This is a genomic window from Diplocloster hominis, from assembly GCF_032380655.1.
GTDB lineage: Bacteria > Bacillota > Clostridia > Lachnospirales > Lachnospiraceae > Diplocloster > Diplocloster hominis.
The window spans coordinates 1-13,158 of record NZ_JAWDIY010000039.1 but is presented as its reverse complement, the minus strand read 5'-3'; the positions used below and the strand labels follow the sequence as shown (position 1 = coordinate 13,158).

At 50.3% G+C, this 13,158-nt stretch carries 8 protein-coding genes and 7 tRNA genes; 3 read left to right on the top strand and 12 right to left on the bottom strand.

Going from position 1 to position 13,158, the window contains the following annotated elements; genetic code table 11:
• Positions 1-229 precede the first annotated feature (229 nt).
• Together ABC831_RS22715 and ABC831_RS22710 are read left to right on the top strand one after the other, a co-directional pair.
• A complete protein-coding gene (locus ABC831_RS22715; RefSeq protein WP_343250354.1) occupies positions 230-685 on the top strand; it encodes an 8-oxo-dGTP diphosphatase in 456 nt (151 codons plus the stop codon).
• Positions 686-959: 274 nt separating this feature from the next.
• Positions 960-2,114 carry a DUF4317 domain-containing protein gene (locus tag ABC831_RS22710; protein ID WP_343250353.1) on the top strand — a complete coding sequence of 385 codons (1,155 nt, stop codon included), beginning with the start codon at positions 960-962 and terminating at the stop codon, positions 2,112-2,114.
• 443 nt (positions 2,115-2,557) lie between these two features.
• Here the strand turns inward: ABC831_RS22710 and ABC831_RS22705 are convergent, their stop codons facing one another.
• From ABC831_RS22705 to ABC831_RS22655, 11 genes are all read right to left on the bottom strand, one after another.
• Positions 2,558-4,108 carry a hydantoinase/oxoprolinase N-terminal domain-containing protein gene (locus ABC831_RS22705; RefSeq protein ID WP_343250352.1) on the bottom strand — a complete coding sequence of 517 codons (1,551 nt, stop codon included), beginning with the start codon at positions 4,106-4,108 and terminating at the stop codon, positions 2,558-2,560.
• Positions 4,101-5,201, bottom strand: coding sequence for an S-methyl thiohydantoin desulfurase family protein (locus tag ABC831_RS22700; protein WP_343250351.1), 1,101 nt, complete (start codon positions 5,199-5,201; stop codon positions 4,101-4,103). Before ABC831_RS22700 ends, ABC831_RS22705 begins: the two co-directional genes overlap by 8 nt.
• Before the next feature lie 147 nt (positions 5,202-5,348).
• Positions 5,349-6,998 (bottom strand): PucR family transcriptional regulator, encoded by a 1,650-nt coding sequence (locus ABC831_RS22695; RefSeq protein WP_343250350.1) that lies wholly within the window; start codon positions 6,996-6,998, stop codon positions 5,349-5,351.
• A 3-nt stretch (positions 6,999-7,001) separates the two neighbouring features.
• Positions 7,002-8,510: a methyltransferase gene (locus tag ABC831_RS22690; RefSeq protein WP_343250349.1), complete on the bottom strand. Its 1,509-nt coding sequence runs from the start codon at positions 8,508-8,510 to the stop codon at positions 7,002-7,004.
• A 34-nt stretch (positions 8,511-8,544) separates the two neighbouring features.
• Positions 8,545-10,257: a bifunctional diguanylate cyclase/phosphodiesterase gene (locus tag ABC831_RS22685; RefSeq protein WP_343250348.1), complete on the bottom strand. Its 1,713-nt coding sequence runs from the start codon at positions 10,255-10,257 to the stop codon at positions 8,545-8,547.
• A gap of 226 nt (positions 10,258-10,483) precedes the next feature.
• Positions 10,484-10,569, bottom strand: a tRNA-Leu gene (locus tag ABC831_RS22680).
• A 21-nt stretch (positions 10,570-10,590) separates the two neighbouring features.
• Positions 10,591-10,663, bottom strand: a tRNA-Val gene (locus ABC831_RS22675).
• A gap of 23 nt (positions 10,664-10,686) precedes the next feature.
• Positions 10,687-10,760 (bottom strand) — tRNA-Asp (locus tag ABC831_RS22670).
• 19 nt (positions 10,761-10,779) lie between these two features.
• Positions 10,780-10,853, bottom strand: a tRNA-Ile gene (locus ABC831_RS22665).
• 9 nt (positions 10,854-10,862) lie between these two features.
• Positions 10,863-10,935 (bottom strand) — tRNA-Thr (locus ABC831_RS22660).
• A gap of 12 nt (positions 10,936-10,947) precedes the next feature.
• Positions 10,948-11,019: transfer RNA gene (locus ABC831_RS22655), tRNA-Glu, on the bottom strand.
• A 286-nt stretch (positions 11,020-11,305) separates the two neighbouring features.
• Between ABC831_RS22655 and ABC831_RS22650 the strand changes: the two genes are divergently transcribed.
• Positions 11,306-12,466: a DUF3048 domain-containing protein gene (locus ABC831_RS22650; protein ID WP_343250347.1), complete on the top strand. Its 1,161-nt coding sequence runs from the start codon at positions 11,306-11,308 to the stop codon at positions 12,464-12,466.
• Between the two features lie 439 nt (positions 12,467-12,905).
• Here the strand turns inward: ABC831_RS22650 and ABC831_RS22645 are convergent.
• Positions 12,906-12,977: transfer RNA gene (locus tag ABC831_RS22645), tRNA-Asn, on the bottom strand.
• Between the last annotated feature and the right edge of the window lie 181 nt (positions 12,978-13,158).

Sequence of the window (13,158 nt, the reverse complement as noted above, 5' to 3'; positions counted from 1 at the left end):
AAAATATTTCGTTTCTATTGAACCCCATGCATTGTCTCTTCCGCGTAGGGAACCGGGATCAGCGGTTTTTCCCGGCCGGGCTGTCACGTACCTATCAACATACCCATTGTGCCGACGATTATAAAATGATAAAATAGGGTTTGCGCAAAGCACTCAAATCAGGTATCGTGCATATCCACGAGCATAATCACCAATATAGAAGTATTATAAAAGAAAGCAGGAGCGCACAATGGATCGAATCGAAAAAACCATCTTTACCAACATGTGTATGATATATGACGATGCCGGCCACGTCCTGGTTCAGGACAGGAAAGACCCCGGCTGGAAAGGCATCGCCTTCCCGGGCGGACACGTAGAAGCGGCGGAATCCTTTACCGATGCGGTTATCCGGGAGGTATATGAGGAAACGGGTCTTTACATATCCCATCCCTGCCTCTGCGGAATAAAGCAGTGGCCCTATGACGACGGCATCCGCTATGTGATCTTCTTATATAAAACCAACCGTTTTACCGGTACTCTGACATCCTCCCCGGAAGGTGAAGTCTACTGGACGAAACTCTCCGAACTGCCCGCGCTGAATCTGGCCAAGGGCATGGCAAAGACATTGAAGGTTTTCCTGGAAGACGATTTATCGGAGCACTATTGGCAGGTAAAGGACGGCATTTGGCTGGATTCTTTAAAATAGCCCCGCTTTCCTTGACAAAGACTAAATTTACGCATAATAACTCCAAATTTTCCTCTTAGGGTATCCTAACCTTCAACGGTTTCTAACTTCCAACAGGATCCTAACTTCCAACATTGTAAAATACTTTTTACTATGCTAAGATAATCGGGTGCCCGATAAAACCAATCCATCGTCCTCGAAAATCGCTATAAAAGGATCCTTAGAAATCTTACATAAATTTCGAGAACCTTATGTCTTGCATACAGATGTCAACAGAAAGAAGGCTGTACCTATTATGATTAAGAAAGAAGTACTGGAAATCCGCAAGCAGTACACTCCGCAGAACTGCACCATTTCCCGGATCTGCGGCTGTTACGTGGACGCGGAAAAAGAAAAAAAACTGGAATTAAAAGAAGCTTTTCTCTCCCTGCCGGAAGAGGAAATGTTCAAATACTTTGATATTTTCAAACAAACCCTGTCCGGTACCATCGGAAAAAATCTCATCAATATGGATTTTCCCCTGGAACAGGAAATGCCGGGAGGCACACAGGAATTCCTGCTAAAACTGCGGGACAGCAAGCTTCAGGACGATATGCTTCTGGAAGAATTCTACGACAAAGTCATTGAAAACTATTTCTACGGGGAAAACTATCTGATTCTGCTGATCCATGCGGCCTACGATATTCCCGGGAAATCCACCGACGGCTCGGAGATGTTCGACGCCTCCGACGAAGTCTTTGAATATCTGCTGTGCAGTATCTGCCCGGTGAATTTATCAAAGCCCGGTCTCTGCTATAACGCCGAAAAGAACAGTATCGAGGACCGGATCCGGGACTGGATCGTGGAACATCCGGTAAAAGGGTTCCTGTTCCCTGTTTTCAACGACCGAAGCACAGATCTTCACAGTGTTCTGTACTATTCCAAAAATGCAGAGGAGCTTCAGCCCGATTTTATCGGCCAGATGCTGGGGTGTTCCCTGCCTCTGACTGCGGAGGGCCAGAAGGAGACGTTCAACGCCATCATTACCGATACCCTGGGCGAGGAATGTGATTATGAGGTAATCCGCACCATTCATGAGAATTTGAATGAGATGATCGAAGAATTCAAGGAAGCCCCGGAACCTCTTTCCCTGACGAAAACAGATGTCAAGCATCTGCTGGAACAAAGCGGTGTGCCGGAAGAGAAGCTGGAAACCTTTGAGACGGACTACGACACCGTGGCCGGTGAAAAAACGGCGCTGCTGGCCTCGAACATCGCCAACGTCCGTAAATTCAATATCCAGACCCCGGATGTGGTAATCAATGTGAATCCGGAGCGCACAGACCTGATCGAAACCCGGGTGATCGACGGGCGGCAGTGCCTGGTCATCGCGGTGGATGACCATATCGAGGTGAACGGAGTGAACGCCAGGACGCTGAGGATGCCTTCGCAGCCAGGGGATGCTGAATAGGGCGTAGATCTTTATCTGCTTAAGGGCCGGAGCGGGCTGGGCCGGGAGCGGAAGCCGGGCGGGGGAGCAAATGTCACGGGCGACAAATCGCTTCGGCCGGATCTAAGAACGAGTAACTCCGAAGAGGGCCAAACCCCCTATTAGCAGAACCCGGGGCAAACTCGCCGGAAACCGGCTCAAACAGTGCCCCGGGTTCTGCGGGGTTTTGCCCTCTTCTGCGTAACTCGTTCTAAGATCCGGCCTCAAGCGATTTGGCGCCCGTGACATTTGCTCCCCCGCCCGGCTTCCGCCCCCGGCCCAGCCCGCTCCTGCTTTGGTGATGGCAAAGATGCATGGGATAGGGCGTATTGGGAGCTTTTGGTAATTCATTTATATACGCGATATTTTTATAGAGCATGTACTTTGTATACCGGCTGAGAAGGTTGGCTGGCAGCTTGACATGGTTATGCCAGTTTACCGGCGGCTTTTATTTTTACCCTGTTGGTGTTGCCGGGGTAATAGGCCAGGGGCACGTCTTCTATGTCGATAATCTCTACGGTATCGCGGAGGGCGCCTGCTGATATGGCCAGCTCCGTGGCTTCTATGCGGGCTTGCTCCAGGGCTTCTTCGCGGGGGACTTCGTCGTAATTGATCAGCTGTTCCAGGGTTCCGCTTACTTTGGATATGGCGGAGCCTATGGCGTTGGCTGTGCCGTAGTGTTCCGGCTTGGTCACTGCGGCGGCCCCTTTCAGATCTTCCGGGACGATGATTGAACCACCGCCGGTCAGGATGACATCTACCGCCTGATTCGAGGTTTTCATGGCGTCGATTCCGTCTTCGATGAATGCCCGGATGGCTTCCATGGCTTTTTTGGCTGTCTCTTCTTCCATGTTAGCCGCCAGAGACTTATCCCCGATATCTGCCATGCCCAGACGTACCGCTGCATCGGTGGCTGTCATGGTGTCTCCGCCGAATACTAATGCTTTTGTCGTGATCTCATAGCCGACACTGTCCGGCCCTACGGTGACACTTCCGTCCGGCAGCTGCCGGACGATGGAACCCCCGCCCAGGCCGATGGAGATCACATCCGGCATGCGGAAGTTGGTGCGTACGCCGCCGATGGTGACGGCGACCCCGGATTCCCTGGGGAAGCCGTTCTGGATGACACCCAGGTCCGTTGTGGTGCCTCCTACGTCGATCACTACGGCGTCTTTGCGGCTGCTCAGATAACCGGCACCGCAGATGGAATTCGTCGGCCCGCAGGCGATGGTCAGGATCGGGTATCTGCGGGCGTATTCCATGGTCATCAGGGTTCCGTCGTTCTGGGACAGATAGATTCTGGCGTTATTTACCCCCTCTTCCTGAAGGCTTCTGGCGAATCCTTCTGTGAACCGCTTGGCTACCTGGCACAGGGCGGCGTTTAATATGGTCGCGTTCTCCCGCTCGATTAAGCCCATTGAACCGATCTCACTGGATATGGAGATGGGGATATTTTCTCCCATGATCTCTCTGCAAAGCTTCGCCGCTTCTTTCTCATGGTCGTCCCGGACCGTGGAAAATACACAGGAGATGGCGATGGCTTCCACCTGTCCCTTCATTTCCTCAAAGAAAGCGCGGGCTGCCTCCCGGTCAAAAGGGGCCAGCTCTTTGCCGTCATATTCAAAACCTCCGCCTACGATGGCAGAGCCTGCTGCGATCCGGCAGATATCTTCCGCCCAGTCCACCATTGGACGGATTCCTCTGGTAGCCGGCGCCCCGATCCGCAGGATTCCGATGGGAGCCAGATGCTTGCGCTCAACGATCGCATTGGTGCACTGTGTGGTTCCCAGCATTGCCATCGATATCTCCGATTTGTCCACGCCGGATACCCGCAGGACCTCCCGCAGCGCGCCCACGATTCCATCGTAAATATCCGCTGAGGTCGGATATTTTACCTCCGCCGTCACCTGGAGCTGCTCATCGATCAGGACAGCATCCGTATTCGTTCCTCCTACGTCAATACCCAGCCTATACATCTGTGCGTCCCCCTTTCACCCTCTCTTCTACCGGTATGTAATCCGTGTCACAGCCGAAATACCGCGGCCCCACCAGCTTAAGTCCTTCCTCGGAACGCCACATTTCAAAACACTTCAGCCCGATCAGCAGAACCCGTTTTCCGTATTTTAACGCATCTGTCGTTACCGGATAAAAAGTCTCCGCATCCACCAGACAGATCAGATCCGGCACCGTTGCCAGGATTTCACCGTCCACTTCCGCCGTCAGGTTTTCGTTCTGGAACTCCACCGCCGCCCGGCGGCCTTTGTATTCGCCGATCCCGTCCAGAATGACCTTTCCGAAGTTAAAGCCTTCCCTGGTCTCCCGGAGCACATCACTGATCTTTCCCCGGAAGAGACGGAATCCTTCGGAGTACGCCAGGAAATTCTCCTCCGGAGTGCCAGTGGGGATCTCTTTTACTTTCCGTATGGCTTCTCCTAATTTCTGGCTTCTGGTTACTATATTTTTTACCGCGTAGGCTTTCAGATTCTTCCCATCCATGCAGTACAGCGCCACTGAGACGGAACCGCCGCAGCTCATGGTCACCGCCCTGGCCAGCTCCTCCGTCCACTGGTTGGTTATGGTCCGGAAGATGGCGCAGTTGCCTTTTTCATCGGTCAGCGCCATTGGCGTCGCCTTCATCCCGCCGATCGTGAACGTCACCATCTGCAGTTCCGGGAAAGCCCGGCCCATTCCGTCTGCGTCCACCATCGGCAGCCCCATCCTGGCGGCCGCGGCGATTGGCAGCATACTGTTTACTCCGCCTGCCTCGATGGGCATAAACGCATAGATTTCCCGTCCAAAAAACTGGGATACCATATCGGTCAGGGTTTTGTATTCCTCCCCGCCTATTCCCTTCTCTCCCAGAATCGTCGGCGCTCCCATCATGGCGATCGGGACGATCAGCGCGTCGTCCGGTACTTCCTCCGGGTCCAGCAGATCCACCGGACCGCATTCCTTCACAGCCCCCATGGCCACCAATTTTCCGATATAGGGATCTCCTCCTCCGCCGGCGCCTAACAGCGCGGCTCCCAGAGCGATATCCTCTATTTCTTGTAATCCTATTTTTCTCAATTGATACCCTCCTTTGGCACTCTTTAGATTTTCACAGGCAGGTGCTTCGTCCTGTGAAATAGAATACCGGCGGCAAACCGCCGCCGGCTTATACGTTCTATTATAAATTTATTGAATCGGATTTGTAATTAGGCTCCCGGCAAAAATTTACCGTTCGGTTTTTGTCCTTTCGGACAAAGATACGTTCCCCTCCAACAGCCTTTTTACCGCAGCCGCCTGGTACAGGTCAAAGGCTCCCGGCAATTCGCTGACCCGGCACTGCAGGATCTCGCTGAGTCTGCCGATCCGGTATTTGATGGTGTTCTTGTGGACATAGAGCAGCTCGGCTGTGACCGTCACGCTCTGATCCGCATCCAGCAGATAAACTTCCAATGTCTGGTACAGCTCTTTGTCCTTTTGTCTGTCCAAGCCCCGGAAGATCGCCAGCTGTTGTTCCACCGCGGCTTCCCCTGTGTCCAGTATCTCCCGGCACCTGCGCGCAAACCGGATTTCCTGCAGCGTGATGATCTCTCTGCCTGGAAATATCATTCTGGCTGTATCCATATATTCTATGCAGTCTAAAAAGGCTTTCCGGACTTCCGCCGTATTTTCCAGCCCCCGGATTGCCGCCAGGGCGGCCTGCGGGACCTGCTCCTTCAGCTCTTCTAACAGCAGGCGTAGAATGTTCATCCATCCGCCTCTGATCCTTTCATTTCCTGTAAACAAGACCAGATTATGTTCATATACTGCCGACAGACTGGTTTCATAGGATTCCTTCAGAAAACGGGCACATTGCTCCAGAAGATACCGTACCGATTTTTGCGACTCACCGTCTTCCCCTTCCGGAAGCCGGATCAAAATCATGTGATGAATCGCTTCCACATCCACGTGCAGAATCTCTGCCAGCCGTCTCATTTTAACCGGCTCATCTTTCAGAATCGCCCGCACCAGCTCTTCCCGCCCCACATTCCCGTGTCCCTGGCTCCAGATGCTGATAAACAGCCGAACCACCTCCAGCGCCTGCCTGCACAGCGCCTCGGGCAGCGCTGCCTTCTCTTTCAGCAGGATGAGATGAAGTTTTGACTGGTTCATGTCTTTTAAACAGCTGTGGAAAATACAAAAATCCCGCCGATGGACCGTGATCATCTGCGGCCCCGCCGGCAGCCGTTCCGTCTGCCGTTCAAAATACTCCGCGATCTCCTCAAACCCAATGTTTCCATTTCTCGGCCACGTCTCTATATTAACCGCATGGAACTGTGCGTCAGTCAAAAACAGGGAGCTGGTCAGCCGGTCACTTAACATCCGCAGCACCGAATCCATATTTCTCTGTATGTCCGGCAAAAATGCGATCCTCTCCAGCATCTCTCCCACCAGATAGGCATCCCCCATCCGGTCCTTCACGATCGCCTCCGTCACTTCATAGATCACCTCGCTGTAGCGCAGATCCATACGGTTCTCCGGCATACAGATCAGCGTAAAGCCCAGTTCATCCGCCAGGCTTATGAGCTCCGGACTTATGCGCGGCAGAAAGATCCCCACGTAATACAGGATCAAGCCGACTTCTCCTGCCTCGTGCAGCCGCCGGATACACCGGCACTGGGCGCCCACATCATCCTTTATCGTGATCAGGCCTGTGATGACGATCTCACTGCCATAAAATTCATTATTCTGAAACAACTCGTCCTGAAAGGCCGTAGGCTCTGCATATTCCAGCACGGATATGGTCGCTACGATTTTATCAAGACCGCTGTGGCCGGCCACAACCCTGGCCGAACTTAAGGACGGCAGATGGAGCAGATCTCTGATCGTAATGCTCATATATCATCTCCCCTTTAACTGTCCCTTCCGAAGGATCATCACGTAGGTTCCCTCTTTTTTTGATATGACGAATTCTTCCTTCAGCCGAAAACCACCTGCCGCGGAATATTTTCTGACGTCATCCCGGTTATGGGTGTATAGCACCATGGTCCCGTCTTCTTTCAGAACCTTCCCCGCAGCCGGGAAAAACTTCCGGTACAGCTCATGGATCTCTTCCTCCGGCTTCTGACCGGAGCGAAACGGCATATCGGTAAAGATCTCATCAAAAAGATACTCATGCTGAAAATCAAAAAAATCTCTGTGAACATAATGAATGATCTGTCCGGCTGCCTCTGTGTTCAGACGGGCTTTTTGGACCGCTTCCGCCAGGTAGTCGATCCCATAAGAAGTGTTGGCCTTAAGAGCCTTGTACCGCTCGATCAGCATGGTTCCCACGCCGCAGAAGGGATCCAGCACAGCTGCGTCTTCCTTCAGATAATCCATGGCAAGCGACGCGGTAAGCGCGGCGTTCACCGGCTTTATGCTGGCCGCTGTGACTTCCTTCCGGTAAGAGAAGCGTTCATCCCGGATGGTAAATAATTTCACCAGCACGTTAAAAGCTCCCGCCCGGTTCTCGATCAATCTGATCTCAAATTCATAACTGGATACGGAATTGATCAGCCTGCGCTCAGACAACTGTTCTATCCGTGCGGCCAGACGTTTGGCAAACACCCCTCTGGCCCCTGGCTCCCTCTTACTCTTTACTTCGATCCGGAAATAATAAGGAGGCTGTCCTCGATGAGCCTTGTAAAGGAAATCAAAAACCCCTGATTGTACAACCGCTTGGGCCGCATCCTCCGCACCAGCCGGGCAGGTGCGCAATCCATTCACCACAAACAGCAGCTCCTGGTAGGTACGGATTTTATTAACCCAGTTCAGATTCTTAACCCGCGCTGTAATTCCGGCCCCAAATATCTTGGCCTGCGCCCGGGGCTCGTATTTCTCCAGTGCCTGCAGTGTTACGTCCTGATGATCCCGGTTCGTCAGCAGAATAATATCGTAGGTTTCTTCCATTCCCCTGAACGAATGCTGTATTACGCCTTGGAGGCCAACCAGCAGATCCGACAGACAGCGGATTTCCTCCGTCAGATGTTTTTGATTTTCCGGGTTCATTTCCTCTGTAAGTAAAAGATCCAGGCGCTTATTCAGCTGATCCCTGTACCTTTTACAATCCATATTTTTCATCGCAGTCAGATAGGAACTTTTCACAAAACGCTGCGGCTCAGCCTCATAAGCCTCATACAGCGCGTCCAGGTAAAGATCATCCCCCAGTTCCCCCATCAGCAATGCCGCATTTTTTCTCGTTTTGGCATCCTCATGCCGGAGAAGCTCCGCCAGTCTTTCTTCGTTCCCTTTGATACCCTGCCGCAGCTCTTCTTTTCCCTGTTGCTGCTTTATTTCCATACGGAGTTTGCTGAGATTCTGCCGGACATCCGCATTTTCTGTTATCGCCTTCCAAAGTTCCATCACCATGAATGTTTTTCCTTTTACCCTTGCTTATCTGGGATCACACGGGTGTCTGTGTACAGACTGTTCCATGTTCCGTCAGATATTTATCCCGAAATGTCTCTTCCGATATCGGTCTGGAAATGTAAAATCCCTGGATGCAGTCCGCCTCCATATTACAGACCGCATCCAGTTCCTCGGTCCGCTCCACGCCTTCTACACACACAGCGATTCCCACACTGTGGCAGAGTTTGATCACGGAACCGATAAAATTGCGGTTAAACGCATTCTTCATCTCTGCAATATCCGTAATAAACAACCGGTCTATTTTCACAATATCCGCCGGTGACTGTGCCAGCATTCCCAGCGAGGAATAGCCGGTGCCAAAATCATCCATGGCGATTTTTATATTGGAATCCCTGAGTCTGCGGAACGTCTCTCTTAGCGCCCCCATATTAGTGACGAAATAGCTTTCCGTCAGCTCTAACACAATATGTTTCGGATCAACCTCATACTTGCACAGGGTCTGTTCCACCGTGGGAATAAACTCCTCATCCAGCATCTGTAAATAGGAAACATTGATATTCATAACAAAATCATCCTGTACCTCACTCCACGCCCTGCAGGTCATGGCAGCCTGATCCAATACCCACTTACCCACAGGCAATATCAAGCCGCTGGATTCCAGTAGCGGAATGAATTCCATAGGAGACACCTCGCCAAAAGGTTCACAGGACCAGCGCAATAAGGCTTCCGCTCCCGCGATCTTCAGACTGTCGCTATACACAAAGGGCTGGTAAACCAAACGGAAGTTTTTCATTCCTTCCATCACACTGAGCTGCAGCTGATTGGTCATTTCCAGTGCCCGGATCTTCCCCTGCATCAATTCCGGCGAATACAGTGTCAGAACATTCTTTCCCCGTTTTTTGGAAGCTTCCAATGCACTGGATGCACATCGGATAATCCCCGGGTAATTATCGCTGTCCCTCCCCAATAATGCGGCACCTGCCGACACTGTACAAAAATACGTAACTTCATCCAACCGCTGCGGATGATTGCAGTACGCATATATTTTGTCATAGAGGGATTCCAGTTTTTCTGAGGCGGCGTCTGGATATACAATCGCGAATTCATCCCCGTCAAACCGGTATATGCTGGCCTCCGTCGGCAGAAGCTGCTGAACCCCCTGGGCAAACTGCCGCAGAACCGCGTCCCCGAAGGCATGGCTGTTCAGATCGTTGATCCGTATGAAATCGTCCAGTCCCAACAGCATAATACCGCAGGAATCCGCCAGACCTTTTTCAAATAATCCGCCGATCTTCTTCTCACATTCCCTGTGTGTGAACAGCCCGCTGATATAATCAATCTTGCCCTGCTTTCCCAGCTCACTGACCACGCCTGCGAACATCAAAGGTTCCCCATTCTCATCCCGCTGCAGGATTCCCCGGCACAGAATCCATATGTACTCACCCTTCCGGTTCTTCACCTGGTATTCTACATTGTGCTCGTTGGTCTCTCCTCGCAGCATAAGGTCAATGGAATTAAAATAGCGCTCTTTATCCCTCTCATGAATCAGCTTTGCCCACACGTCTACCAAACCGTTCACTACCCTCCCCGGCAGTTCGAAGTCCCGCTGCATGTTTGGGGTGACCAGCGCCACATCCGTCTTCATATTAATAATATAAATGTAGTCGTCGGTGCTGTTGATGATTGCCTCATAAAACAGTTTCGAGTCCAGTTGAAATCCTTCCATAATATTATCTGGATTTTTCATAAATGTCCTCCGATTTCACAGCTCCCTGTGTTCGGGAAATACAGTATTATCCTGTGTAATTACAAACTGATATAATTATAGCAAATATGTAACATAATATCAATTCGATGCAGTCCTCTGGTAACGCGCTCCCGTAACCGCTCTGTCCATTAAACGGGATATCCCTGCTGAATAAAAAGGAAAAGCTCCAAATGCTGTAGTATCAACACTTGAAGCTTTTCGTTACTGCCGGCGACCGGAATCGAACCGGTACGGGAGATTAGTCCCGCAGGATTTTAAGTCCTGTGCGTCTGCCAGTTCCGCCACGCCGGCATTCAGAGTATAAACCCCGAATGGGACCTACAGGGCTCGAACCTGTGACCCTCTGCTTGTAAGGCAGATGCTCTCCCAGCTGAGCTAAGATCCCACACACGAATATTCGAATAGAAACGACCCAAGCGGGACTCGAACCCGCGACCTCCGCCGTGACAGGGCGGCGCTCTAACCAACTGAGCCATTGGGCCAAAATCTTTTTGTTAAAAATGGACCTTCGGGGACTCGAACCCAGGACCGACCGGTTATGAGCCGGTTGCTCTAACCAACTGAGCTAAAGGTCCGCAAGCAAAAGCCGATGATCGGACTCGAACCGATAACCTGCTGATTACAAATCAGCTGCTCTGCCAATTGAGCCACATCGGCGTAACCTCAAAATGACTCCAAGGGGATTTGAACCCCTGTTACCGCCGTGAAAGGGCGGTGTCTTAACCGCTTGACCATGGAGCCAGATCTAATTCCTGAGTTGGTACCTGTACCAGACTCAAGGAGAGATTCGCATTGTCTTTTTATCAGTTTTCTGTCTGGCTGCTAACCTGACGCTTGACTATAATAGCATATCTTTTTTAATTTGGCAAGGGGGTTTTTAAATTTTTTCATCACAATTTGTCATTGTATTCACCAGTACCAGTGTGTTAAGATAAAAGATATATATGTTTTCTGTTCATTTTCCGAACGATATCTTTTTCGGCCGGACAAATAGAAAACTGAAATTTTAAAAAGAGAGGGTAAAAAGATGAAGAAATATAGTATTCTTCTACTGGTGTCCCTGACTGTCACCCTGGCGCTGACCGGATGCGGTAAGGACAAAGAAAAAGATGCTGAAAGCAAAGAAACACCGGCGCCTGTGGAAAGCACGGCTCCTGCACCGGAAGAGAACGACACGCAAGATACTGAGCAGGTCAAATCTGACGAACCTCCGGAAGAAGGTATGGTGCGCAGTGTCATGACCAACGAATGGATATCCCCGGAAACTGCTTCTGCCCGGCCCATAGCCGTTATGTTTCCTACAGACAAAGGTTCCCAGCCACAGTATGGTATTGGTTCCGCCGGAGTCCTGTATGAATGTATGGAAGAGGGCGAAATGTCCCGTCAGATGGGTGTAATCGAACAGTGGCAGGATCTGAAACAGATCGGAAATATACGAAGCGGCCGTGATTATTATGTCTATTGGTCTCAGGAATGGGATGCTTTCTACATCCACTGGGGCGGACCGTTTTATCTCAGAGAAATGGTTGACCGTTCCGATGTGGATAATTTAAGCGCAGCCTCTGTCGGGGTACCCGGTAACAGCTCACCGGCTCTGGGCAGCGAGGCCTTCTACCGTTCCGATCCAAAGAATCCCACGATTCATAACGGCTACACCAACGGTGAAAAACTTACAGCTGCCATATCCGCCCTGGGTTATGAGACTGAACACAGGGAAAAATATTATCATCCTGATCACTTTACCTTCGCCACCGTCTCCGAGCCCAATACCCTGGAAGATGCGCCCGGTGTCTTTGATGCGAAGAAGATTGATTTTTCCAAGATTTTCACTACCACCAAGACATCACTGGAATACAACGAAGAGGAGGGTGTTTACTACAAATCCCTGTATGGTCAGCCTCAGATCGATAAGCTCACCGACAAACAGCTCTCCTTCGATAATGTAATTGTACAGAGCACTTATTGGGATTACCGCCAGGATAATAAGTATTTGAGATTCAATGTAAAAGACACCACCAGCGATGGATATTACTTTACAAAAGGAAAAGGCATTCACATCACCTGGAAAAAATCATCCGATAATGAACCTACCAAATATTACGATGATAATGGAAATGAAATTGTCCTGAACACAGGTAAGACGTTTATCGGTATAGCGCAGAATGGCAGACAGATCATTTACGAATAAGATGAACGGCTAAATCGTAAAAGACGAATTCCTAATTTATTATTCAGATTATACGTTTGCAGATTATAAGATCCGTTATATGTGAAAGGAAGGCTGCTCATGAATGAGTTAGCCTTCCTTTTTTGTTTCCTATGTAGGACTTTCTTTGCCAGATTCTTTCCATATAAGTGATTCCCTGAGCCTGTAAATGTCCCATACAGCCGTACTGCATGTTACTTCCCAAAGAACAACCAAGAGGCAGTACCAGACGCGTATTCGGCAGCTAATAAGCGTTACGCCCTGTAATAACACATCGCCCTTAGTAAGCCGTTATTCGCACTTTGGGTGCCTTCTTGCCTTCCTCTGTCTAAATTAATGTCAAAATTGGTGAAGGTTCCATTGCATATTTCTACAATGTACAGAAAAAACCGTAAATAATAATATTTACGGTTTTCATAAACTCCCCGAGTTGGGCTCGAACCAACAACCCTTCGGTTAACAGCCGAATGCTCTACCATTGAGCTATCGAGGATTATATACAATTGACATGTACCTTCAAAACTACACACTGTAAAAATCATTACCATCCGTTCAGCTCTTTTCAAAGCCTCTTATCTTGAACCTTCAGACCATTCTGGTCAAGCCCTCGACCTATTAGTAGCAGTCAGCTCCGTACATTGCTGCACTTCCACCTCTGCCCTATCCACCTTGTC

Excerpts from the sequence above, each read along its gene's own strand:
- ABC831_RS22715 (WP_343250354.1), top strand. The coding sequence starts at position 230 with ATGGATCGAATCGAAAAAACCATCTTTACCAACATGTGTATGATATAT.
- ABC831_RS22710 (WP_343250353.1), top strand. The coding sequence starts at position 960 with ATGATTAAGAAAGAAGTACTGGAAATCCGCAAGCAGTACACTCCGCAG.
- ABC831_RS22705 (WP_343250352.1), bottom strand. The coding sequence starts at position 4,108 with ATGTATAGGCTGGGTATTGACGTAGGAGGAACGAATACGGATGCTGTC.
- ABC831_RS22695 (WP_343250350.1), bottom strand. The coding sequence starts at position 6,998 with ATGAGCATTACGATCAGAGATCTGCTCCATCTGCCGTCCTTAAGTTCG.
- ABC831_RS22690 (WP_343250349.1), bottom strand. The coding sequence starts at position 8,510 with ATGGTGATGGAACTTTGGAAGGCGATAACAGAAAATGCGGATGTCCGG.
- ABC831_RS22685 (WP_343250348.1), bottom strand. The coding sequence starts at position 10,257 with ATGAAAAATCCAGATAATATTATGGAAGGATTTCAACTGGACTCGAAA.
- ABC831_RS22650 (WP_343250347.1), top strand. The coding sequence starts at position 11,306 with ATGAAGAAATATAGTATTCTTCTACTGGTGTCCCTGACTGTCACCCTG.